The sequence below is a fragment of the Rhizobium sp. TRM96647 genome (assembly GCF_025780115.1).
Lineage (GTDB): Bacteria > Pseudomonadota > Alphaproteobacteria > Rhizobiales > Rhizobiaceae > Mycoplana.
Window position 1 is genome coordinate 43,243 of the sequence record NZ_JAOXHF010000020.1, and the last position, 22,497, is coordinate 65,739.

At 58.0% G+C, this 22,497-nt stretch carries 20 protein-coding genes and 2 pseudogenes; 8 read left to right on the forward strand and 14 right to left on the reverse strand.

The genetic code is table 11. The features are described 5' to 3' along the window. Positions 1-294 precede the first annotated feature (294 nt). Together OCK02_RS26295 and OCK02_RS24345 are read right to left on the reverse strand one after the other, a co-directional pair. A complete protein-coding gene (locus tag OCK02_RS26295; RefSeq protein ID WP_412178916.1) occupies positions 295-696 on the reverse strand; it encodes a divalent metal cation transporter in 402 nt (133 codons plus the stop codon). A gap of 416 nt (positions 697-1,112) precedes the next feature. After that, entirely contained in the window at positions 1,113-1,319 is a 207-nt protein-coding gene (locus OCK02_RS24345) for a hypothetical protein (RefSeq protein ID WP_263815279.1), read from the reverse strand. A gap of 150 nt (positions 1,320-1,469) precedes the next feature. Between OCK02_RS24345 and OCK02_RS24350 the strand changes: the two genes are divergently transcribed. Both OCK02_RS24350 and treZ read left to right on the forward strand, forming a co-directional pair. Continuing rightward, positions 1,470-2,258 (forward strand): SDR family oxidoreductase, encoded by a 789-nt coding sequence (locus OCK02_RS24350; RefSeq protein WP_263815280.1) that lies wholly within the window; start codon positions 1,470-1,472, stop codon positions 2,256-2,258. A gap of 14 nt (positions 2,259-2,272) precedes the next feature. Beyond that, positions 2,273-4,066, forward strand: a complete 1,794-nt coding sequence (gene treZ / locus OCK02_RS24355) for a malto-oligosyltrehalose trehalohydrolase (protein ID WP_263815281.1) — start codon at positions 2,273-2,275, stop codon at positions 4,064-4,066. Between the two features lie 37 nt (positions 4,067-4,103). Here treZ and glgA read toward each other — a convergent pair whose 3' ends face one another. The 3 genes from glgA to OCK02_RS24370 form a co-directional block, all read right to left on the reverse strand. Then, positions 4,104-5,612, reverse strand: coding sequence for a glycogen synthase GlgA (gene glgA, locus OCK02_RS24360; protein ID WP_263815282.1), 1,509 nt, complete (start codon positions 5,610-5,612; stop codon positions 4,104-4,106). A 770-nt stretch (positions 5,613-6,382) separates the two neighbouring features. Further along, the gene (locus OCK02_RS24365) at positions 6,383-6,736 is read right to left on the reverse strand and encodes a GFA family protein (protein ID WP_412178921.1); all 354 of its coding nucleotides are present in this window, start codon (positions 6,734-6,736) and stop codon (positions 6,383-6,385) included. A gap of 85 nt (positions 6,737-6,821) precedes the next feature. Continuing rightward, a complete protein-coding gene (locus tag OCK02_RS24370) occupies positions 6,822-7,313 on the reverse strand; it encodes a ferritin-like domain-containing protein (protein WP_263815284.1) in 492 nt (163 codons plus the stop codon). Positions 7,314-7,459: 146 nt separating this feature from the next. Here OCK02_RS24370 and OCK02_RS24375 point away from each other — a divergent pair. Both OCK02_RS24375 and OCK02_RS24380 read left to right on the forward strand, forming a co-directional pair. Next, positions 7,460-8,046: pseudogene (locus OCK02_RS24375) on the forward strand (cysteine hydrolase). Between the two features lie 473 nt (positions 8,047-8,519). Further along, positions 8,520-9,005 (forward strand): sigma-70 family RNA polymerase sigma factor, encoded by a 486-nt coding sequence (locus tag OCK02_RS24380; RefSeq protein ID WP_263815285.1) that lies wholly within the window; start codon positions 8,520-8,522, stop codon positions 9,003-9,005. A gap of 445 nt (positions 9,006-9,450) precedes the next feature. On the opposite strand, the gene OCK02_RS24385 is transcribed toward OCK02_RS24380, so the two are convergent. Genes OCK02_RS24385 through OCK02_RS24395 form a run of 3 tightly spaced genes read right to left on the reverse strand, consistent with a single transcriptional unit; the run spans position 9,451 to position 13,241 of the window. Continuing rightward, entirely contained in the window at positions 9,451-11,703 is a 2,253-nt protein-coding gene (locus OCK02_RS24385) for a xanthine dehydrogenase family protein molybdopterin-binding subunit (RefSeq protein WP_263815286.1), read from the reverse strand. Positions 11,704-11,712: 9 nt separating this feature from the next. Next, positions 11,713-12,729, reverse strand: a complete 1,017-nt coding sequence (locus tag OCK02_RS24390; protein WP_263815287.1) for an FAD binding domain-containing protein — start codon at positions 12,727-12,729, stop codon at positions 11,713-11,715. Beyond that, positions 12,726-13,241 (reverse strand): (2Fe-2S)-binding protein, encoded by a 516-nt coding sequence (locus OCK02_RS24395; protein ID WP_263815288.1) that lies wholly within the window; start codon positions 13,239-13,241, stop codon positions 12,726-12,728. The genes OCK02_RS24390 and OCK02_RS24395 overlap by 4 nt, the downstream gene beginning before the upstream one ends. A gap of 273 nt (positions 13,242-13,514) precedes the next feature. On the opposite strand from OCK02_RS24395, the gene OCK02_RS24400 reads away from it, so the two are divergent. After that, positions 13,515-15,728: an adenylate/guanylate cyclase domain-containing protein gene (locus OCK02_RS24400; protein WP_263815289.1), complete on the forward strand. Its 2,214-nt coding sequence runs from the start codon at positions 13,515-13,517 to the stop codon at positions 15,726-15,728. Between the two features lie 27 nt (positions 15,729-15,755). On the opposite strand, the gene OCK02_RS24405 is transcribed toward OCK02_RS24400, so the two are convergent. The 3 genes and pseudogenes from OCK02_RS24405 to OCK02_RS24415 all read right to left on the reverse strand — a co-directional run bounded on the left by OCK02_RS24405 (position 15,756) and on the right by OCK02_RS24415 (position 19,168). After that, on the reverse strand, positions 15,756-16,253 hold the full coding sequence (locus OCK02_RS24405) for a YHS domain-containing (seleno)protein (protein WP_263815290.1): 498 nt from the start codon (positions 16,251-16,253) through the stop codon (positions 15,756-15,758). Positions 16,254-16,290: 37 nt separating this feature from the next. Further along, positions 16,291-16,881, reverse strand: coding sequence for an ankyrin repeat domain-containing protein (locus OCK02_RS24410; RefSeq protein WP_263815291.1), 591 nt, complete (start codon positions 16,879-16,881; stop codon positions 16,291-16,293). A 177-nt stretch (positions 16,882-17,058) separates the two neighbouring features. Beyond that, a pseudogene (locus tag OCK02_RS24415) lies at positions 17,059-19,168 on the reverse strand (catalase). A gap of 126 nt (positions 19,169-19,294) precedes the next feature. Between OCK02_RS24415 and OCK02_RS24420 the strand changes: the two are divergent. The 3 genes from OCK02_RS24420 to OCK02_RS24430 all read left to right on the forward strand — a co-directional run bounded on the left by OCK02_RS24420 (position 19,295) and on the right by OCK02_RS24430 (position 21,158). Further along, positions 19,295-19,579, forward strand: coding sequence for a SemiSWEET family sugar transporter (locus OCK02_RS24420; protein ID WP_263815292.1), 285 nt, complete (start codon positions 19,295-19,297; stop codon positions 19,577-19,579). 374 nt (positions 19,580-19,953) lie between these two features. Next, the gene (locus tag OCK02_RS24425) at positions 19,954-20,670 is read left to right on the forward strand and encodes a sialidase family protein (RefSeq protein WP_263815293.1); all 717 of its coding nucleotides are present in this window, start codon (positions 19,954-19,956) and stop codon (positions 20,668-20,670) included. After that, the gene (locus OCK02_RS24430) at positions 20,646-21,158 is read left to right on the forward strand and encodes a HipA domain-containing protein (protein ID WP_263815294.1); all 513 of its coding nucleotides are present in this window, start codon (positions 20,646-20,648) and stop codon (positions 21,156-21,158) included. The genes OCK02_RS24425 and OCK02_RS24430 overlap by 25 nt, the downstream gene beginning before the upstream one ends. Before the next feature lie 339 nt (positions 21,159-21,497). Here OCK02_RS24430 and OCK02_RS26300 read toward each other — a convergent pair whose 3' ends face one another. The 3 genes from OCK02_RS26300 to OCK02_RS24445 form a co-directional block, all read right to left on the reverse strand. After that, positions 21,498-21,764, reverse strand: a complete 267-nt coding sequence (locus OCK02_RS26300) for a DUF982 domain-containing protein (RefSeq protein ID WP_412178917.1) — start codon at positions 21,762-21,764, stop codon at positions 21,498-21,500. 167 nt (positions 21,765-21,931) lie between these two features. Next, positions 21,932-22,180, reverse strand: coding sequence for a DUF982 domain-containing protein (locus tag OCK02_RS24440; RefSeq protein ID WP_263815296.1), 249 nt, complete (start codon positions 22,178-22,180; stop codon positions 21,932-21,934). Positions 22,181-22,195: 15 nt separating this feature from the next. Next, positions 22,196-22,497: DUF982 domain-containing protein (locus tag OCK02_RS24445; protein WP_412178918.1), on the reverse strand; the 302-nt coding region annotated here is incomplete at its 5' end.

The window sequence follows — 22,497 nt, forward strand, 5'->3', positions numbered from 1 at the left end:
TACCGAGATTGGACTTTGGTACGGTCGGCCAGGGCTGCTTAGCCTGTTGGTTCGGGCCCAACGGGCTTGAACAATGACCCGGATTCGGCCGATACAATCAGGTCTATACGTACCCCGGCACAGGCATGATGTTCCTGTTCGTCCGTGCCGATTTTCGAAGCATTTGATCTTGCCCATGCTCGCCGCGAATTGCCGTTTCCCGGTTCGGTGCCTTCGTCCTAGAGAGTTTCTTGCTGGGTGGCGTGTTCGTCTGCGGATCGATCTCGATCAATGCCGCGCCAAACGCAGGATGGTTCATGTACCCCCGATCACCATCAGTGAGCAGGCGGGGTACCGGCGCCGACATCTGGTTGCCCGGCAGTCGCGATCCCAGTCGCAATTGGCTTGCCGCAAATCTCGCTTGCGTTCTTTTCGGCCGCATACGAGGAGGCCGCCATCGACTCTCTGACGACGGAGAGCTTCAGCTACGTCCGCCGCCCTGCTCACTTCCGTCTTGCCGCCAGCATGAAGAGTGGCAGCTGTACGCATGATGATCGCGATACCAACGAGGTTGGAAATGGCCATCCCGATAAATGTACCCCACCGAATTCGTTTGAGTTCGGCGCGTGCGTGTTCAGGAGCTTCCTTTATCGGTTCTGCTTCCTCATCGGCTTCAATTTTCCACACTTTTGGCTCGCCAGAAGAACAGGTAAGCACTCCTGCCGAAGATTGTGACGATCATCGTAAAGCTGTCACCGGCCAGCGGAAAGGTTGGCCACACAAACCCGTTTAGCGTTGCTGGCCAGTCGATTTCGACGACGAATAGTACGGCGACCTAGGTCAGACCAACAAAGGTCAGCCATTTCGGATAGCGCGGGCAAGTTTTGTAAGAGAAGGCAATCTGAAGGGAGAGCGACAGGACGGCGAACAGCGATAGTTTGCTGGACACGACAGTCGCCATTTCTCCGGCCGCTCCCATACCGGCCAAATTGTCCCCGTGTTGATCGCGTTTGGAGCGGAAAACAGCACCATAGGGCCAAGCAATGTAGTTTTTGGCCGGATCCGAACCGATATTGCTTGCTAGTCCGAATCCACTAACCTGGCCGATGCGTGCATTGATAAGTTGAATAGGGTCATCCCGGGATAGGTGACACCATTGTACACAACTTGTTGAAGCCGAATACCGCGCCGGCCCGGGAAGAGATTGCGCTCGGATCGCTGTCTGCCGCGCCGGTGATGCGTGCCGGCCTCAACTGACGAAAAGCCGCCGCCCGTCGAAAGCGGCTGATTTGCTTTGTATTGGCTGTTGGCGTGACCTTCCTGGTCGGGGTTTCGACCATCGACGCATCCTCCCCGCCAAGAACCACGAAGGCAGCTCAGATTTCCGGAGTTTGTGTCGAGAGCGGCTGGGCCATGCCACACGCGACAAGATTGGTCAGCGTCCCGGAACCAACTATCGATGGAAGTGTTACCTAAACCTGGAGGGTATCATGGCAACAAACACGCTCGAAGGGAAAATCGCTCTTGTTACCGGCGCAGGCTCTGGAATTGGGCGCGCGGTGGCGTTTGCTCTGGCTCGGGAGGGAGCGGCAGTTGGTCTCCTCGGACGAACCCACAAGGAACTCGAGAGAACAGCACAAGAGATAGCTGCAGGCTCTGGATTGACGTTCTTACTATTGGCTGACGTCTCGGACGAACATCAGATGCGGAGCGCATTTGCCGCGTTTATCAAGAAGTTCGGACGACTCGACATCCTCGTTGCAAATGCCGGCATCAACGGTGTGTGGGCACCCATCGATGATCTCAGCCCCGATGAATGGGATAAGACGATAGAGGTTAACCTTCGAGGTACATACCTCACAATGCATTTGGGCGTTCCGCATATGAAGGCCAATGGCGGCTCGATTATCATTGTCTCCTCGATAAACGGCACGACGACATTCACTACTCCCGGGGCCACAGCCTATACGGTCACCAAGGCCGGGCAGGTCGCGATGACAAAACAGTTGGCACTCGAACTGGCACGCCATCGCATCCGCATCAACGCCGTTTGTCCCGGCGAGATCGAAACCAACATCGACACCAGCACCGACATGCGGGGCGAAGAGGAAACTGCCGTTCCGGTGATCTGGCCCGAGGGGCAGGTGCCGATCACGGGCGGTGTGCCTGGCAAGGCCGAGGATGTTGCCGAAGTCGTGGCATTCCTCGCCTCAGATCGGTCAAGGCACATTACGGGTTCTCCGATCTGGGTGGACGGCGGTCAGGGTTTACTGCGTTAGACATGGGACAGGATATGACCAGGAGCCAAGATGGACGCTGGGGACCGGCTTGGGGGCCAGACGGACAAGTTCTGTTTCAGGTATGGGCCCCCTCAGAGAACGAGATCCGCCTCCATTTGGGCGGCAGGGAGCTTTCCATGGCAAAAACGGAAGCAGGCTGGCACCGAGTGGTCGCCAAGGCGAGGCCGGGCGACGCCTATGGCTTTCGACTATCTGACGGCCGCATTGTTCCTGATCCCGCCTCCAGAGGTCAGGCCAGCGATATCAACGGCCCATCGCTGATCCCAGACAAAAAAGACTATTCTTGGCAGACCGCAAACTGGCAGAGCCGACCCTGGGATGAGGCCGTCTTCTGCGAAATTCACATCGGTACGTTTACCCGGGCGGGCACTTTCCGCTCCGCGATGGAGCGTCTGAGGTCGTTGGCCGACCTTGGGGTCACGGCGATAGAACTCATGCCCATTGCTCAATTTCCCGGAAACCGTGGTTGGGGTTATGACGGGGTGCTGCAGTATGCTCCGCATAGAACATACGGTTCGCCCAACGAGTTCAAGGCCCTCGTGGATGCGGCTCACGATGTTGGCCTGATGGTATTCCTCGATGTCGTCTACAATCACTTCGGCCCTGTAGGAAATCATCTACTGTCTTACGCGCCCGAGTTCTTCCGCAAGGAGAGCACGCCCTGGGGAGCCGCCATGAACTTCGGCCAGTCGGCCGTTCGCAGCTATTTCATCGAGAACGCAGTATACTGGCTTACCGAGTTTCGCCTTGACGGCCTTAGACTGGATGCGGTGGACCAAATGGAGGACGACAGCCCTATTCACATCCTACAAGAGCTCTCCGAAAGTACCCGACGCGACGTTCCCGGACCACGACGCTACTTGGTCACTGAGAATCCGGCGAACAGTATTGAGTTGCTTGATCACTCTTGCGGACCGTTGTTTGACGCGGACTGGAACGACGATTTCCACCATTCAATGCACGTGGCTGCCACCGGCGAAGGAGGAGGGCACTACGCACCATTTTCTAAAAAACCCTGGAAGAGCTTGAACGCAGCGCTAGCGTGCGGCTATGTGCTGGAAGGACGACCTTTACTTGCCTCGCCAACCCCAGGGCGCAAGCCGCCACCGCGTGCGTTCGTTCATTACCTGCAAAACCACGACCAAACGGGCAATCGGGCACTTGGCGAAAGGCTGATCAGTTTGATTGACGAGGAAGCCTATGGCTTGTGGCTCGAAATTCTTCTTCTATCTCCACAGATCCCGCTTCTCTTTCAGGGCGATGACTACGGCGAACACAAACCGTTTCACTTCTTTGTAGACACTGATGATGATCGGGCGGAAGCTATCTGGGACGGCCGCGCGAAGGAGGCCGATAACTTTGGCGGGCTTCCTCAAGGCAAGACGATCGCAAACATTCCCGATGCAAATAACCCTGCCACTTTCCTCAAAAGCAAACTCCGTTCGACAGTAGACGCCCCATACCAAGATCGATTTCGGGGGAAATTGAGAAGCCTGCTTACGGTGCGAGGCGGGAAGGTGGTCCCTCTGCTAAAGGAAGTACAACCTGGTGTCGTCGTTGTTGAGAATGATGGCATTGTCGCCGTCAATTGGCCGCTCGCGGACGGCGTTTTACAGATGCGCGCGAATTTCACCAGCAACAACGTCGATTTGCCGTTGTGGCCGGGCTCGTTTTTGCACGCACGTGAAGTACAGAAGTGGAGTGACGGCTCAGTTATCCTCGGCAAGTACGGCTTTGCGCTGGTCCGCTCCGGGCAACAGCCGTCGCGGATCGAATCCGGAGGGTAAGCCACTCAACGGGTGGCGCCGTTGGTTGAGCCTCTTACTAACCCGCGCTAGCCTTCGTTGAGGTTTGAAGCCTACGTGCCACGGGTGGGACGGAAAGCGGAACAATGCGCGGTGAGAGACGGGACATCTCGTGAAACATTCGCGCATAGCGCCGTGCACTGCATTGCCAGGTGAAATCCGCAGACATTCCATGCCGCTGTAGTTTCCGCATGCTTTCGTGGTTCTCATGAATTTCAAAGGCCCTGTCGATAGCATGCTTGAGTTCATCGGTGTTCACAGGATGGAATTGAATACCAGTCGCCGTTTCAATAGCAGTCGCAGCGTCATTGGCGTCAATGATGGTCTCACTAAGTCCGCCTGTTCTCCCGACGATTGGAATGGCTCCATAACGGAGCGCGTAAAGCTGGGTGAGGCCACATGGTTCAAAGCGGGATGGCTGGATCAAAAAGTCCGATCCGCCAAAGATGAGATGGGCAAGGCCTTCATTGTACCCGATCGAGACGGCGACCTTCTCTGGATATTCCTTCGCCAGATTGGCTAAACCGTCCTGAAGGTCCCGATCACCTTGGCCGCAGACAATGAGTCGACCCCCGGCCTGAACGAGGTGTGGCACCGCCTCGATAAGGAGGTCTATGCCTTTCTGCCAAGTGAGACGGCTCACGACGGCAAACACTGGACCCTGCGGATTGCCAAAGTCAAAGAGTTTCGTGAGATGCTGCCGGTTGAGGGCCCGACGCGTGAGTTTTTCGGTGTCGAACGTTGCGACCAAGCATGAATCCTTGGCCGGATTCCATACCTCCGTGTCGATGCCATTGACGATTCCTTTAAGCTTGCTCCTGTTGGCACGCAGCACACCTTCCATTCCCATGCCTAGAGTTTCGCTTAGGATTTCACGCGCATAGGTCGGGCTGACTGTGGTGACGATGTCTGCAGTTTGTATCCCCGCCTTTAGAAAACTGGCGGACCCATAATATTCCAAGCAACCAATGTCATAGGATTTCGAAGGCAACTGCAAGTCGCCAAGCCTCTCAAAGGAAAATTGCCCTTGAAAGGCCAGGTTATGAATGGTGAGCATCGTCGGGGTTGTGCTCTCGAGCTTGTGGCGCAAATATACCGGTGTCATTGCGGCCTGCCAGTCATGGGCATGAACCACGTGCGGTCGCCAAGGGTCCAGTTCGCCATCTGCGAGCAGGGCGCCGGCGAGCGACAACGCGGCAAATCGTTTCCAGTTGTCTGGATAGTCGAAGCCATTTTCGTCCACATAGAGTCCACCTCGGCGGTCGTAAAGGTCAGGCGAATCCAGGACGTAGAGTTCCAGTGCCTCGACTTCAGAACATAGCAAACGGCATTTCACGCCGAGTAATGTGAGTTCGGCAAGAACGCTGGCATCGCCAAGCCGTTCAAGTACCCTTGGATAGCCCGGAAGCAGGGTTCTTGTTTCGACCCCGTGAGTTGAGAGGGCTTTGGGAAGTGCCCCGGTTACATCTGCCAGGCCTCCGGTCTTGACCAGAGGGAAGAGCTCCGAAGTGACCGAAAGAACTTTCATGGCTTGCCCCTAAAACGCTGCGAAACGACTGGCTAGAAACTGCCGCAGATGCGGGTCTGTTCCCTGCACAAAGTGAAGAATCCGAGAGTTTGAAATGGGAAAGCTCAATTTAAGAATCCGCCGACGCGGCCGCGTTCTAGGATCTTTTGAAACGGGATGGCTTCGGAATGCCGTTCGCTATAGGTTACCTTTGCACCAGCTTTCTTTTTGAGCCAGATGATCGGTTTCGCTGACAGCTGCGCGTGAATTCATCGCACAATCCGTTCCTTGCAGTTTGCTTCACCAAGTCTTGCGGCAAGCGCGTGGGACGGACGCCTGCGCGACGGCCTCAATGCCAGGGAGATCATCGAAGATTGGAGAAACGACAACACCCTGAACCGCCCGCATGCGAGCCTCCCGGCTTGTCCTCTTATGAGTTTGGCAACCCGATCATGACGAGACCCGAATCTGACCAGAGCAAACTTATAAACGCGGACAAACAGGGGAGCATGTACGACCTTCATCAACGCCCGTGGGCCGTTACTGCTGGTACAGAATTCAGTTCCGGTTGTACGTATACGACTAGATTCAATGGAACGCAGTGTCGGTTAACGAGGTCCGAGCAGCGTTGCAGGGACCTTACCGCCGCCCATTGGAGTTTCATCAGTGCTCGTAAACGTCGGCAGACACAGCAAGCTGCACGTTTCCTCAGGCCATGTGAGGCTATGGTAGAGCAGCTCGAACCGGTACCCGCGCCGACACCTGGTCTGAGCGACCGGAGTTTCAATGCGCTATGCTCGAGATATCACTCGATCATGCCGGCACTGGTCGACTCCTCGAACAGGTGCAAGCCAAGGCTCCCGTCGCTTGATCCACAGTTCGTGTGTGCGAGGCAATGCCGTTGGCGCGATTTCGCCATATGAAAACAGCCGCGAGCCGCCATTGGGGCAGAAGTGTCGGCCACGGTGAACTCCGGTTGCTGTGGTCGAGAAGGCGGACGCCGGCCAAACACCAAAGAAGGTGAACGCCGATCCGCTCTCCTCACGGCAGTCGGTACAGTGACAGATGCCAATCCGTTCAGACGAGCACGGCAAGCGGCACGTCACGCACCCGCATCTACAACCTCCCGCTTGGACAGGAGCGATTTCGTTCCCGATAGCCCTTTGGCTCGTCCTTAATAGGAAGGTCACGGCGAGCGGCTATTTCGTGATGGCCGCTCGCCAGACACATTCAGGCGGCTTTTGCGTTGGCGGCTGTCACCGCGAGCTGTGTCAGCTTTTTGTCAGTTGCCTCTTCTTCCGAAAGGCTCTGCTTCAAAAGCGGCACGGCATCCTTCAACCCAAGCTGCTTGGCCCAGGCGATCAACGTGCCGTAGCGGGCGATCTCATAGTGTTCAACGGCTTGGGCGGATGAAATGAGGCCGGCGTCCATGGCAGGGGAGTTTTTGAACTCTTCCATAATTTCCTGGCCTTCGGCAATGATGCCTTGGATGGCTTCACAGGTCTTGCCGCGAGCCGGCTTGCCGAGCATTTCGAAAACCTCCTCGAGGCGTTCGATCTGGTTTTGCGTTTCGTCGCGATGCTGAAGAAAGCCGGCTTTGCTTTCCTCAGATTGGGCCGCGCGCGCCATCTTGGGCAGCGCCTTCAGGATCTGCTTTTCCGCGTAATAGATATCCTTGAGCGTGTCCAAGAACAGGTCATCCAGGGTTTTCTGGCTAGGCATGATTTATCCTCCTAGGTTCGGAACGAATGCGCCAGATGAACACTTGAGAACGGCTTGTTGTTCCGAAGAGCGGAACCCTGTCGGTGGATTTGTAGTTTCTGAGCTGTGGTCCGGCTCTTTGAGTCCACCTCGGAAGGATCGTCACCATGCACCCAAAAAACTGGATCCATCTCTGCACCGACATGCAACGCATGTTTGCCGAAGACACGCCGTGGCAGGTTGCCTGGATGCCGAAGGTCTTCGATCAAATTGTCGAGGTGGCCACCCGGTGCACGGAACGAACCGTTTTCACGCGATTCGTCCCACCGTCGAAACCGAATGACATGCCTGGCATGTGGCGCAACTACTATGAAAAATGGCCTATGATGACCAGAACGCGATTGGAACCCAGCTTAGTCGATCTCGTCACTGATCTTAAATGCCTGGTGCCGCCGGCGCGTGTGTTTGACAAGAGAACCTACTCCCCGTGGATTGATGGCCGGCTGCACAGGGACCTGTCGCAGAAGGGGATCGAAACAGTGGTACTTACCGGCGGGGAAACCGATGTCTGCGTGCTTGCGGCGCCCTTGGTGCGATCGATCTTGGATACAGGGTGATTCTATTGAAGGATGCGGTCTGCAGCACCGCAGACCCGACCCACGACGCGGCAGTGGAACTGCTTAGCAGCCGGTTTTCGGTCCAGATGGAGGTGATGCAGACCGAGCAGTGGCTTTCATCCATGCGCCTGCGCTAGAAACGTTTCAAGGGCAGCCAGCGAACGACCAGCTCCTGTAGAAGTTGTTGTTGTAGTTTGATGCGATAGCCTTTCCACCAAGTGCCGGTCGACGCGTTCCATCACTCTCGAACAGTATCAATCGGTAGCCACCTTCGACCCGCAAGCCTTCAACCGGTGCGCATGTTCACTCCGCCTGCAGATGGTGACAGGCGGCGAGGGGCGCCTCAGCAATAGTTGTCATCGCTCCGAACCTCGTTCGATCGCTCGAAAGGTCTACGTCTAGCAAGCAAAATACGGCGGATGGCAGAAGGCGGACGAGCTTACCCGGCAGGTCTACGGCTCTACCGTCAGGAATCCTCGTAGCGGGCTGTAAGCCACTCACTGCCGTAAGGCTCGCAATCCATTCTGCGAGAAAAAAATGCATGCAACGGGGAACCAAGACTCCGCGCTGACATTTCGCTGTGAGTTCTTTTGCCCATCGGAGTTGGCTCATGTGCCCGAACGTGACGCGCGAGATCGTTGAATCCATACCCGCGCTTCGGCGGTTTGCCAAAACCTTACTACGCAACCGTTCCGACGCGGATGACCTTGTCCAGGAAACCTTGGTCAAGGCTTTGGCTAACCTGGATAAATTTCAACCTGGTACAAATCTCAAGTCGTGGCTCTTCACAATTATGAAGAACACATTTTGCACCCGGGCCAGGCTCGCAAAGAGGGAATCTCCTGGACAGAATGAAGACTGCGGATCCATAGCCGTCTCCACGCCTCCAAAACAGGAATGGAGCGTGCGCATACTTGAGTTGGAACTAGCACTCGCCCGACTTCGCCCCGATAGCAGGGCCGTGATCGAACTGATTGGCATTGAGGGACAAACCTATGAGGCAGCGGCAGCACAACTAAATTGTGCGGTCGGCACGATCAAAAGCCGTCTCAGCCGCGCTCGCGCGCACTTAGCGGGAGAGATTGAGCGCCCTTAGAAGAGACGGATGTGCTTCGGCTACCGCTCGTGTATCACTTCCACTTGGCGCAGTTTCAGTACCAAACATCGGAGGGACCCGCTCGATATTGAAGAGCGTGCGAAGGGAGGATCCCTTTCGGTTGCCGCGCAACTCGGATGAAGGACAAAGTTACCGCAGCCTTCGCCACGGCGGCAGAAGCGAAAGCGGCCCCATATGTCTGCGGTTTGAAAAAAATGTCTTGCGCCAATTCCCGCGGCAGGACTGGGGAGGGATTTATGCGAACCGCGAGCAGTCCGTGGCTCTTGGCATGCCCACAGCGGGTCACATGGCCGCTGTGGGCATAGGTCGTTTCGGCGATGGAGAGCATCGTCTCCGCGAATATTGCGGGCAGTTTGAGGCTCGTCCCGGTCGATGCACTCGACCTCGGCGTGAAAGCGAAGCGGGGTGGTGGCGACGTGATCGGTCATTGAACGGCCTCGCTTTCCAAGATCTTGTCGATCGTGATCGGTAGTTCGCGAATGCGTTTGCCGGTCGCATGGAAGATCGCATTCGACACAGCGGCTGCAACGCCGACGATGCCGATCTCGCCGAGCCCCTTAACGCCGATCGGGCTTGCCTTGTCGTCGTTCTCCTCGACAAAGATCACATCAATGTCGTGAATGTCGGCATGGGCTGGCACATGATACTCGGCCAGATTGTGATTCATGATGCGGCCGGTGCGATGATCGATCATGCCCTCCTCGTGCAGAGCCATGCCAATGCCCATCACGACGCCGCCGAGAATTTGGCTACGCGCGGTCTTGGGGTTGAGGATCCGGCCGGCGGCGATGGCGCTCACCACGCGCGTGACACGCACGACGCCCAGCTCTTCATCGACCTTCACCTCGACGAAGACCGCTGAATGGCTATAGGCGGCATAACGCATCGTCGACAGCACATCGGGCCCGACCTTGGCGAACTCCTCGACCGCGTCGAGGCCCGCAGCGTCCATGATGTCGGCAATGGCCATGCCGACCTGGTGATTGGTTTCGAGAACGAGGCGCTTGTCGGCGATTTCGACCTGATCTTCACTTGCCTTGGCGAGCGGCGAATTCTCTATCGATTTGGCATGGCCAAGAAGCGTCTTCACGATGGCTTTCGCAGCCGCCTGCACGGCGGAGCCGGTAGTGGCGGCCGTCCACGAGCCGCCTTCGACGCCGGTCTTGGGCAGATCGGACTTGCCGATATCCACCTTCACGGCCCCGATAGGACAATCGAAAACTTCCGCGGCGAGTTGGCCGAGGATCGTGTAGGTTCCTGTCCCGATGTCGGAGGCCGCCGCGCTGACGGTGACCGTGTCGTCAGCCGACAGGCGCACCTTCGCTTCGCCCTTTGACATCATGGCTTCCCAGATTCCGCCTGCCATGCCCCAGCCGACAAGGTCATTGCCCTCGCGCATGGAGCGCGGCAGGGGCGAGCGCTGTGACCAGCCGAAGCGCGCCGCGCCTTCGCGGTAGCAGGCATGCAACGCCTTGGAGGTGATGGCCTTGTCCTGGTTCTGGTCGCGGTGCACGAAGTTGCGCACCCGCAACTCTAACGGATCGATCTCGACCTTGTAGGCAAGCTCGTCCATGGCTGTTTCGAGTGCTGTGATACCGCTCGCCGCACCGGGGGCGCGCATATCGCCGGGCGTTGCCAGGTCAAGCTTGGCGATCTCGTAGGAGATCTTCACGTTGTCGCATTTGTAGGCGAGACCCGACCAGTTCGCGACATTCTCCTGGTAATCCTCGTGGTGAGACGTGGCGTGCACCGCATGGTGCAGAACGGCCTGGAGATGGCCTTCATCATCTGCCGCCAGCGATACGGTCTGCACGCAGGACGGTCGCCAGGTGAGGTAAAACATTTCCCGCCGCGTCATCTCGACCTTCATCGACCGGCAGAGATCGAGGCTTGCCATCACGGCAAGGAAAAGGTGGTGCTTCGGCCGCAGCGCCTGGCCGAAGGCGCCACCGATAAACTCGTTTTTCACGATCACCTTGTCGGGGTCGAGGCCGAACACGCCGCAGACGTAGTCGCGGCTGTTCTGCGACCCTTGAGTCTTGTCATGGATTGTGAGCCTGCCGGAATCCTCAAAGAGCACGGTGGCCGCGAACAGCTCCATCGGATTGTGATGTTCTCCCGGCAGCACATAATCGGCAGAAATCTTGTGCGGTGCCGCGGCGAAAGCTGCCTCGGCATTGCCGCGTGGCGGTGGGGGGAGGAACTGCTTCATGCGGGCGACCGGCGGCTCGTAGCTGTTGCGCTGCTCCGCCACGATGTCGGTATGCGGAGTTTTGGCGGCATAGTGCACATGGATCAAGGTGGCGGCGTCGCGTGCGGCCTCCGGCGTTTCCGCCACCACGAAAGCGACAGGCTGGCCATCGAACAGCACGCGGTCGTTCTCCAGTGGGCGGAACGGATGGCCGGGCAGCGCCACGGCATCCTTCCATTTGCTATCCCAATAGGCCGTTTTCGGCCGGTTCTCATGGGTGTAGATTTTCACCACGCCCGGCGCGCGTTCCGCTGCGCGCGTATCCAATGCAAGGATTCGGCCAGCCGCGACGGTGGCGAGCGCCGCATGGCCGAACAGCATTCCAGGCGCGAAGTGTTCTGCTGCATATTTGGCCTGCCCTGTCACTTTCAGCGGTCCGTCGATGCGCGAAATCGCCAAGCCAGCGATTTTTGAACGGTCGAGCATGCTTGCCTCCTACTGGATTGCCTTGATCGTCTGGCTTTGGGGCGTGCCAACCGCCGCCTGGCGCAATGCGCGCACGATCGCCTTCCGGGCGAGGGGAATCTTGAATTCGTTGCTGCCAAGCCCCTTTGCCTCGAAGAGCAGGCGGTCGGCCACGCGTTGGAATGTTACATCGTCGGCCGGCTCGCCGAAATGTTCCGCTTCTGCGAGAGGATCGCGCCAAGGCTTGTGCGCCACGCCGCCAAGCGCGATACGAAGGTCGACGATGCGGCCGTCTGCGATTTCCATCGCAGCGGCCACTGACACCAGCGCAAAGGCATAGGACAGACGATCCCGCAGCTTGAGATAGGTGTAATGGCTCGCAAAACGATTGTCTTCCAGACGGATACCCGTGATCAGCTCGTCGTGCGCAAGCGTGTTGTCACGCTGCGGTTCGTTCCCCGGCAAGCGGTGAAAATCTACAAAGGCAATGCCCCTTTCACTGTCCGGTCCCACGACCTCCACGGTCGCGTCCAGTGCCGCGAGCGCCACAGACATGTCCGAGGGGTGAACGGCGATGCATTTGTCGCTGGCGCCAAGGATGGCGTGCATGCGGGTGAGCCCGCCAATGGCCGCGCAGCCGCTGCCCGGCTCGCGTTTGTTGCAGGGGGTGGAATTGTCGTAGAAATAGGAACAGCGTGTCCGCTGGAGAAGGTTGCCGCCCATCGTGGCGGCGTTGCGCAATTGCGGCGAGGCGCCGGCGAGAATGGCGCTTGCAAGAAGAGGGAAGCGCGCCTGAATGCGGGCATCGTAAGCGACCGCGGAATTGCTCGCTAGTGCGCCAATGCGCAGACCACCGTCGGAGATCTCCTCGATCTCTCTCAAGGGAAGAGGATTGATGTCGATGATCGCATCCGGGCGCGCCACGTCGTATTTCATCAGGTCGACAAGATTTGTGCCACCGGCCAAAATTTGCGCTTGTGGGCGCGCGGCGAGCGCCGCGACGGCATCTGCGACAGTTTCGGCACGTATGTAGGTAAAGGGCTTCATTCCGCAGCCTCCCGATCGGAGGCGCTGTCTGCGAGCATCTCCTCGATGGCGTCGACTATGTTGGTATAGGCGCCGCATCGACAGAGATTTCCACTCATCGATTCGCGAATGTCTTGTCGTGTAGAGGCATGTCCTTCATTCAGAAGACCGATGGTGGAACAGATTTGCCCCGGTGTGCAGTAGCCGCACTGGAAGGCATCGTGGTCGACGAACGCCTTCTGCACTGGATGCATGTTTTCCGGCGTGCCAAGAGCTTCCACGGTGGTGATCGCAGCCCCGTCCAGCGTGACGGCGAGCTTGAGGCAGGCGTTCATGCGCTGCCCGTCGATGAGGATCGTGCATGCGCCGCACTGGCCATGATCGCACCCTTTCTTCGTGCCGGTCAGCTCCAACTCACCGCGCAGCAAGTCCAGCAGCGTGGTCCATGGATGGACATCGAGCGAGTAGTGTATACCGTTGATCTTCAATGAAAGGGGACAGGTCGGAAGACGGCCGTCAGGCGCTGTATTCATGATGCTGCCTTTCGTCACGAGGATGGATCGCTAACGAGCAGCGGTAGGCTTTGTTCCGTTCAAGAAATTGGTTCGGCAGATTTGCCGAAGCCAAACGTGTTGCGTCGGCCTTTGAAAGCAGATCGCCGACCTGATTGTTGACCTTTCGGGGAGGGAGTAAAAGGGGCTGGAGATTCCTGCGGGGAGGCGCCCTGGCCCGTTTAGGAGCAGCGGATGGCCCGCGGCCCCTTCCTGAGATAACATATCATCGGCCGGACTTCGGGATTGTCGTAGATGGAGCGCCATCTTGCAGCCGTCATGATCGCTGACGTCGTCGGATACAGTCGGTTAAGTTCGTTCGACGAGGAGGGAACGCGCGCGCAGTTCAGGCGTGACCTGGCGGAGGTATTTCAGCCAAGCCTGACCCTCTATCACGGACGGCTGGTGAAGACGATGGGCGACGGCCTCCTGGTCGAGTTCCGCAGCGTGATTGATGCCTTGCGCTGCGCGATTGCCGTACAGGAGGCAAAGCGGCAGAGGGAGAGTGATGTACCGGCTGGGCGACGGATGGTCTTTCGCATCGGGATCACTTTGGGCGATGTCATCGCCGAGGGCGATGACATCCATGGGACTGGCGTAAACATCGCCGCCAGGCTCCAGACGTTCTCTGAACCGGGCGGCATTGCCCTCTCCGCCAGCGCATACGAGCAGGTGCGCGGCAAGACGGATGCGCAATTCGTCGATCTCGGCCCTCAACGTATCAAGAATATCGATGAACGTATCCGGGTCTATTTGGTGGAACTGGATACCGCGCCGCGGTCGCTTGCGCGGTGGCCGCGTCATCGTCGTGGGAGGCCACGGTTGTTCATGAGCCTCGTCTTCCTTGCCCTCACGCTGGTTGGCGGCCTCGCTTGGTGGACCACTTGGCAGGAAATGGCGTCTCCTCCCTCGCAGGAACGACTAGCTTATCCCCTTCCAGACAAACCATCTGTCGCTGTGTTGCCCTTCATCAACGTGACGGGAGACGAGGAACAAGATCATCTGGCACGGGGCTTGACGGACGATCTGATCACGCAGCTCTCCAAGGTAGCAGGCCTGTTCGTGATTGCCCGGCACTCTGCAATGGCAGCGGCCGGTACCGGCGACGAGGTCCAGGCCACCGCGGGCAAACTCGGGGTTCAATACATCATCGAAGGAAGCCTGCAGCGCGCGGGTGTCAATCTTCGTATCAACGTCAAGCTGCTCGATGCCATGTCCGGCCTCTCGCTTTGGGCAGAGCGGTACGACCGTCAGATCACTGACCTGTTTGCCGTTCAGGACGATGTCATCGGCAAGATCATCTCCGCTTTGGAAGTTCGGATAAGCGACGGCGAGCGCGATCAGATCGAGCGTATTCCAACCGACAACCTTGAGGCCTACGACTACTATATGCGGGCTGAGCAGCAGGGACCGAGCTACGGCAATGTTCAGACCTACCGGGAAGCCCTGTCGTACTATCAAAAGGCGATCGACCTGGACCCGCGCTTCGCTGACGCGCACGCCGGCATAGCACGCATTGCGGTCGACGTCTGGCGCAATGACTACAACTATATCTGGTCCGCCGCCGTCGCCAGGAAGATCGCCTATGACGCTGCAGGGCAGGCGCTCAACATTGATCCGGAAAATGCGCGCGCTCACACTGTTCTGGCGTTGCTGCAACTGGTGGACGGCCATGGCGATGAGGCAGTGATATCAGCAAATCGTGCCACACTTGCCGCGCCAAATGACGCCGAAGCACATGCCAATCTCGCACTCGTCTTCGCGCTGACCGGTCGTCCCAGCGAGGCAATCTCGGAGGCGGAATTCGCCTTGCGGCTTGATCCGGCACCCACCGCAAGCTTCCAGCTTCTTGCCGGTGTGATCTTCTATATCGCCCGCGAGCACGACCAAGCGATCAAATTGGTCGAGCACGTCCGGCAGGAACTCGGAGCCTCGGAAATGATGCATGAGTACCTCGCCGCCGCCTATGCGACCGCCGGCGACGAAAGCTTGGCCCGACAAGAAGCTGGAGAGCTTCAAACGCTCTTTCCCGAGACGAACCTGGCCTACTATCGCCACCTCTATGACTATTGGCCCGTGCTGGAGCTGGACCGTCATCTCCGGCACCTCCAGGCCGCCGGCCTGCCCGACTGGCCGTTCGGCATTGAGACCAAAGGCTCCGATCGGTTGGGGAGCGACGAACTCCGCAGCCTCGTTCACAACCGAACCTGGCGCGGGCGGCATCGCAACGGGACGGAGTTCATGCAGTATTTTGACGTCAGCGGCGAAACCGCCTACCGCACGTCCAATACCAGCATTACCGGCAAGGCGGAGATCCGTGGCGATCAGCTGTGTGAGCGGTTTGAGGGATACTTCCTGAACCGGATGGTGTGCGGCTACGTGCTGCGCAACGACGACAAGCTCCATTCCGGTATGCAGTACGTACACGTTACGCCACAGGCGGCGAAATATTTCTCGCCTGCTTCCTGACGCGCCGATTGTAGCGTTGCGCCACGCTCAACGTGGCGCTTGACGCCAATCGACTCCGGCCTTTTCGGTCACCAGCGTTTGCTCAACCTCGGTCCAATGCTGTTTGGAATCCGGCAGCTTACTGGGGTTGCTTTCAAACCCCTCCGCTGCACCGGGGTCATAGGATATGTACAGCTTGCCGTCGATGATCCGCCATGCCTTGGGATCGATGTTGGTGGTGACCGTGCCGAAGGAAACTCCGTCGGCGCAATAGCCACCATACTGCGGGGCATACTTGGCCGGTTCCTTGGCGAACAAGTCGCGGTTCTTTGCGGTGGCGAATTGCCATGTCGCGCCGAGCCAACGGTAGGTGTATTTCGGCGAACCCTCAACGGCCATGTTCTGGGTGAAATAGGCAACGGTGTCGTACCCCTTGATCGCTAAGTCACCGAAATAGCCAGTGTTAACAAAGTCCTCCGCGAGCACAGGCCACGATAGCGCACCGCCACCGACGAGGACCGCTACAGCCCAACTGTGAATGCGCATGCGAACCTCCTTCTCTGTTTCCTTGCAGGCGAGCGAATCACTTTCTCTTTGTACATTCCGCATAGAGCCACTCGCCCACGATCTCCGCCTTCTGGCAGTTTGCCCCTGCCTTTATAAGAAGGTCGGCAGCTTCCCAATGCGACCGCCAGCCGGCCTGGGTCAGGGGCGTGTAGCCGTTGCGCTCCTTCGCCTCGATGTCGACGTTTCGCGCGAGAAGAAACGCCACCACGTTGGCATGGCCCTCTTCAGCCGCCCCGTGCAGGGGCGTCATATGGTAGAAGTTCTTGGCATCGTTGACGTCGGCACCCCTAGCCACCAGGATTTCCACCACGTCCATCCGACCGGCATAGGCCGCCGCGTGAAGCGCGGTCAGGCCGCCTTTGTTGCGAATGTTGATGTCGGTCCCGCGGTCGAGCAGCAGGGCTATGACGTCTGCGCTGCCGGAAAGTGCAGCGACAATGAGTACCGGTTCGCCGCTGGCGTCCAGCTCTGACGGCTCGGCGCCATTGTCGAGCAGAGTAACGATCGTCGCAACGTCGCCGTGTCTGACGGCCTCATGAAGCGAGCCCGCGAGCAGAGGTGCCGGCCAACAGACAAGAATGGCTGCAACAAAAGGCAGTAACCGCACCGAGAAAACTCCGCATTTGGCGCGACCATCGGCGATGCCGGCTGAATCGACAAGTATATACGGACGTCCTTATATACAGCCCAGCCCCTGGACGATCAAGTCTGGGATTGCGTAGCCGCGCCGTGACTGCGTCATTCGCACGGCGCAGCTTTTAATGCCATGAACCATCCTCGCGGCTTATCGGCGTTTTGTGGATGGTTCTCTCGCCCAGATCCGCAGCTTGCCAAGTTGGGCGACAAAAGCGTCAACGGTTTTACTGTCGAACAGCTCGATGGTTCCCTCATCCAAATCGTCGATACCCGCTTTTTCGAACAACGGACCGGCCGCACTGCCATTGCCGATAAACTTGCAGTGGGCAAAGGCGTCTGCGAGGAAGTCACGCACTGTTGCCTCGGTGAGGAGGTCAGTGACGAAGTCGGGGCTGGGCAGCAGCACCACCGCATCATAGAGCACCGATGGCGCGCCATCAGTCATCTGCTGGGCTGGGAGAAATGTTCCATCCGAGAGCGTAATGCCGGCGACCTCGGGAGCGATGACTTCGACGGTGGCCTTTTCTCGTTCGATTGCGGATGTGAGCGCCTCCACAAGCGTCGCATCGCTTCCGTCGGTGAGCAGCACGCCAAGCTTTCTTCCCTCGAATCGATCTGGCCCATTCTCGATGATGCTGAGAGCTGGCGATGGCGCAAGATCCTGCCTAGGTGCCACCGCAGCGTCCGCAGGCTTCGGCAATTCGGCGATGCCGAGGCCTGTCGCCACGTTGTTTGCAAGGGCCTCGTCGATGTTGAATAGATGCGAAACCAACGCTCGCGAATGACCAAAGTCTCGACCTTGCTCAGCTCGAATGTCAGCGCCATAGCGATATGTCGCTGCTCTGGCGGAGTCTGACTGATAAAGAACTGCCTCGCCTGGCTGTAGTGATCGGCAAAACTCTCCGGACGCAGCCGTACCATTTGCCCGGCTTCGTCCGACGCAAAATGTCGATATCCCGCCACGGGAGATTCCCGCGGTCCTTCCCCCCAGGAGTTGGGCTGATAGTTCACACGTCCCGAGGGATTTCTCATTGCCATATGCCCGTCCTGCTGGAAATTGTGGAAGGGACACTTCGGTGCGTTGATCGGAAGGTGAGTGAAATTGGTGCTGCCCAGGCGCTTCAATTGCGTATCGAGGTAGGAAAAGTTTCGCCCCTGGAGAAGCGGGTCGTTGCTGAATCCGATGCCGGGCGGCACATTTTGTGTCATGAAGGCGACCTGCTCGGTCTCGGCGAAGAAACTGTCGGGCATCCGGTCTAGAACCAGTCTGCCGATTGGTTGAACGGGTAAAAGTTCTTCAGGAATGATCTTGGTGGGGTCGAGAATGTCGAAATCGAAGTTGGCGGCGAACTCTTCGTCGAAGAGTTGCACGCAAAGCTCCCACTCGGGGAAATTGCCTGACTGGATCGCCTGCCAGAGGTCGCGACGGTGAAAGTCGGGATCTGCTCCGTTGATCTTGACAGCCTCGTTCCATACGACCGACTGAAGGCCAAGTTTAGGCTTCCAGTGGAACTTCACAAAAGTCGACTGATCCTTGCTGTTGATGAAACGGAAAGTATGTACGCCGAAACCTTCCATGAAGCGAAATGACCGGGGAATGGCCCTGTCCGACATCACCCACATGATCATGTGCATGCTTTCGGGCGTCAGGCTGATAAAGTCCCAGAAATTGTCATGCGCTGACTGCGCCTGAGGAAACGCGCGGTCTGGTTCAGGCTTCACCGCATGGATGATGTCTGGAAATTTGATCGCGTCCTGTATGAAAAAGACAGGAATGTTGTTTCCGACGAGGTCCCAATTGCCTTCCTGGGTATAAAGCTTCACGGCAAAGCCGCGAACGTCGCGCGCCAGATCGAACGAGCCCTTGCTCCCTGCCACCGTCGAGAATCGTACAAAGGCAGGGGTCTTCTCGCCAGGCCGCTGCAAGAAGTCCGCCCTGTATAGTGAGCCAGGGATTCATAGGTCTCGAAGTATCTGTGTGCTCCGTAGCCGCGAGCGTGCACGCCACGCTCGGGTATGCGTTCGTGGTCGAAATGAAATATCTTCTCGCGGAAGTGAAAGTCCTCGATCAGCGCGGGACCCCGCGCTCCGATACGAAGCGTATTCTGGTCATCGTCTACCGGGCTTCCTAATGCGGTCGTGAGAACCTTGTGGCCATCTTCTGCATGCTGATGGAGTTCGCCCCCCTTTCCCCGGTGAAGCTGTTGGTCGTGGACCGTCGCGAGATCACTCGCGGATTTTGAGGTCTTGCGTGCCATATCCCATCTCCTGACTGGAATACGGAATAATCTCTGCAGAGATGGAAAAGTTCCATTCTGGCGACTTCCGGCCGGAACATTCGCGGCGCCCGTGAATTTGCAGCTTGCTACCGGCGCGAGGAGACCATGGATACCGCTTTGTTCATCGGATATAGTGCTTCCATCTGCTCGGTGGCGAGTTTTGTTCCCCAGGCATGGAAGATTTATCAATCTGGGCAAACGGCCGCGATTTCTGCCCCAATGTATGTGCTCACGGTCGGCGGTTTTGCGCTTTGGACATGGTTCGGCTTTTTGCGTGGTGAGCTGCCTATCATTCTCACGAATGCGGTTTGTCTGATCCTGTCGGGGTCCATCCTGATGATGAAACTGCGGCGACGATTTCGTCCGCCCGTCGACACGACCAAACCATGATCCCCGATATTACCTGCACGCATCATGTTGTCCACAGGCGCACCAATCGGTTTGCCGCGTGGCCCGCCAATTACGGCCTCTGGGCGTGGGGTAGGGAAGTGCTTGTCGTTTTCGTCGAAGGCATGCTCGGAGAGCAAGGCGAGCTACATGCAAGAGACAGGCGTCATCCATTCCGACCAATCCAGGCCCGCAGCATGGACGGTGGACGAAATTGGCTGACAGAGGCGTTTTCCGGCTATCTGCCGGGAGGCAAATGTCTGTCTGCGGATGAGCACGTCGCGGTCGGGCTGCGTACACCAAGCGCATTGGTGAGGGGTGGCTCAATCCCGGGACTTGTTCGGCCAATAGACTTTTGCGACCCGGAGACGATCGTCATGGCCGCCAGAACAGGCCTGGATGCCGAGGCCGCCAGTTGGTTCTATGTCAGCCAGGATAGGGGCAAGTGCTGGAGCGGTCCCTACGCCTTCGTTGGATTGAACGAGCGGGGTATCGCCGCCAGGACGGATGTCGTGGCGCTTTCGGGCCGTCACGCCCTGTTCTTGTTGAGTGCCGCGAAAGCGAACGGGAAAGAGGGATGGGTCTTTTGCGCAGAGACGATCGATGGAGGACGAACTTTTCGACAGAAGAGCGCGATCTGCGAGTGCTGGAACGGGTATGCGATTATGCCATCTACAGTGCTGTTCACAGACCGGTCCCTGCTGACAGTGCTGAGACGTGGCCGCGGCAGCACTAACGACGGCTGGCTCTCCTCCTTCGCCTCATCCGATCTGGGGGGGAGGTGGAAAATGATAGACAGCAACGTCACCTGGACCGGAGTTGGAGGCAATCCCGCGAGCCTGGCGATGTTGGGCCAGGATCGGGTGGCTCTGATTTATGGCGTCCGACGACCGCCGTTCGGCATCCGCTTACGGATAAGCGGGGACCGTGGCCGAACTTGGTCACAGGAGGCCACGATCCGTGCCGGGGCTCCCCTTCGAGACCTTGGATATACCCGGACCGTCGCCAACAGTGATGGAAGTCTGGCAACCGTTTATTACTGGAACGACGGGCGTGAGAGGTATATCGCTTGCTCGATCGTGAATGTCCACTAGAGCAATCATCTGAACGGCCGGCGAACCGGTTGCGTTCCCGGCGAGGGCTGCCTCCCCTGGCTAACCTCAGGGACGCCCAGTATCAAAAGCTTCGCCAACTGACTGAAAAGACGTTCTCTGTTATCAAGAACACGGGCAAGGATGGCGGGCTTCCCCTGCCACTCGGCGAGGAACAGGGTTCGTACATTGCACAGTTTCCATCGACCTCGTTTCCCGGGGTGTGGGAAAATGAATATGCGAATCTCGCTTTGGCCGAAACGATCGGCATCGAAGGGCCGGCCGTGGCGCAAACGACGCGCGGATCCATATCGAGGATTTTGCGCAGGTGTTCGGCGTATGCCCTTACCGCAAATTATGAGGGAGCCACATATCATGTTATTGCGGCAGCGCTAAACATTGCCGTGTCGTCGGCTGCCGCGGCCGAGTTCGTCCGCCGGCTGGCTCTGGCTGCCATCACCGGCAATGGCGACGTGCATCTAAAGAACTGATCGTTGATCTATCGCGAGGCAGCCGACAAACCGCAACTCGCGCCTGTCTATGACGTACTATCGACAATTCCCTACATTCCCGCGGATACTACTTTGTCGCTCGCCGGCGAACGGCTTTTCAAGGCCATGAACGCGCAGCGATGGAGAGCATTCGCAAATCGAGCGCGTTTGCCCGAAGGCGCCTGTCTCAGGGCGGTGACCGACACCGTTCACCGCGTGAACGATCTCTGGTGTTCGTTGCCGGAGCGCGAGGTCGTTCCGGCAAAGGTACTTGAGCGAATTGACGCTCATTGTGCGGCTGATGACCGCAGTTCTTGGCACCTGTGCGGATTGAAAGCCCTAATGGATCGGAACCGCGATTTCGGCTTCCATGGCCGCAGCCATGAACGCAACTCGGGCACTCTCGTCGTCAGTTTTCCCTTCCATCGCGGCCGAGCAAAGCCGAACAGCATTCAAGAACTCGATCCCGTCGTTCTGGGGCCACAAGTTCGTAAGGCACTCGGCCGCCTCGCGCGTGTTGTCGATCTGAAGCACTGCTGTTTCGTCTTCAAACTCAATTTCAACGAACACGGCTCTCAGCCATTTCCCGGCTTTGTGTATGGTCATGAAATCGACCTCCGGGTCCAACAACTACGCAATTCACAACATGTTCCGGACAGGATCGGCAGGCAGGACGCATCTACCGAGATCATCCCTATCGCCGCTCGGCGGGAAGGGGCGGTCAATGAAGATGCGGCATATCAGCGTCCTCATAGGGGCATGCTTTTGGGCTACTAACCTTCGACAGGTATGCGCGCTTCCTTGGCGGCCTTCATGAAGGCGACGCGGGCTTTATCGACCGAGCGCTTTCCTTCCAGCACTTTGATGCAGACCTTTTTGGCCTTGACCAGCTTCTTTCCGCTCGCCAGAGGCCATTGGTTCATCAAGATTAACGCGGCCTCGGCCGTGCTGTCCACTATGCGCCATTCGTGCGAACTGGCAGATTCAAAACAGATCGGCTTGTTCCAAAACTTTGGGTCCATCTTCCGGTCCTCAGACTAGTGTTTGGCAACCTGGGCTTCATCGGCCGCCGCGACGAACTCTTCGCGGGCTTCCTCGGCGGTAAGGCGCCCTTCAATCGCAGCTTTGCAAGCGTTCTTTGCCCGGATGTAGTGCGCTCCATCCCGGCGCGGCCACATGTCGGTCAAGCAAATGAGCGCCTCCACAGGGCCGTTCACCACGCGATTTCCGCCGAGTCCAAAGCCAAGTTTGACTGGCTTTTGGATGATGTCCCAGGGAGTGGTGTAGCTTCGGCGCTCGCCGTGCCTTCCGGACAGAGCCGGGAATGGGTCAGCCCGCC

Excerpts from the sequence above, each read along its gene's own strand:
- OCK02_RS24370 (WP_263815284.1), bottom strand. The coding sequence starts at position 7,313 with ATGCCTAGCCAGAAAACCCTGGATGACCTGTTCTTGGACACGCTCAAG.
- OCK02_RS24345 (WP_263815279.1), bottom strand. The coding sequence starts at position 1,319 with ATGGTCGAAACCCCGACCAGGAAGGTCACGCCAACAGCCAATACAAAG.
- OCK02_RS24390 (WP_263815287.1), bottom strand. The coding sequence starts at position 12,729 with ATGAAGCCCTTTACCTACATACGTGCCGAAACTGTCGCAGATGCCGTC.
- OCK02_RS24400 (WP_263815289.1), top strand. The coding sequence starts at position 13,515 with ATGGAGCGCCATCTTGCAGCCGTCATGATCGCTGACGTCGTCGGATAC.
- OCK02_RS24425 (WP_263815293.1), top strand. The coding sequence starts at position 19,954 with ATGGCCGCCAGAACAGGCCTGGATGCCGAGGCCGCCAGTTGGTTCTAT.
- OCK02_RS24385 (WP_263815286.1), bottom strand. The coding sequence starts at position 11,703 with ATGCTCGACCGTTCAAAAATCGCTGGCTTGGCGATTTCGCGCATCGAC.
- OCK02_RS26300 (WP_412178917.1), bottom strand. The coding sequence starts at position 21,764 with ATGACCATACACAAAGCCGGGAAATGGCTGAGAGCCGTGTTCGTTGAA.
- OCK02_RS24350 (WP_263815280.1), top strand. The coding sequence starts at position 1,470 with ATGGCAACAAACACGCTCGAAGGGAAAATCGCTCTTGTTACCGGCGCA.
- OCK02_RS24395 (WP_263815288.1), bottom strand. The coding sequence starts at position 13,241 with ATGAATACAGCGCCTGACGGCCGTCTTCCGACCTGTCCCCTTTCATTG.
- OCK02_RS24440 (WP_263815296.1), bottom strand. The coding sequence starts at position 22,180 with ATGGACCCAAAGTTTTGGAACAAGCCGATCTGTTTTGAATCTGCCAGT.
- treZ (WP_263815281.1), top strand. The coding sequence starts at position 2,273 with ATGACCAGGAGCCAAGATGGACGCTGGGGACCGGCTTGGGGGCCAGAC.
- glgA (WP_263815282.1), bottom strand. The coding sequence starts at position 5,612 with ATGAAAGTTCTTTCGGTCACTTCGGAGCTCTTCCCTCTGGTCAAGACC.
- OCK02_RS24380 (WP_263815285.1), top strand. The coding sequence starts at position 8,520 with ATGTGCCCGAACGTGACGCGCGAGATCGTTGAATCCATACCCGCGCTT.
- OCK02_RS24405 (WP_263815290.1), bottom strand. The coding sequence starts at position 16,253 with ATGCGCATTCACAGTTGGGCTGTAGCGGTCCTCGTCGGTGGCGGTGCG.
- OCK02_RS24420 (WP_263815292.1), top strand. The coding sequence starts at position 19,295 with ATGGATACCGCTTTGTTCATCGGATATAGTGCTTCCATCTGCTCGGTG.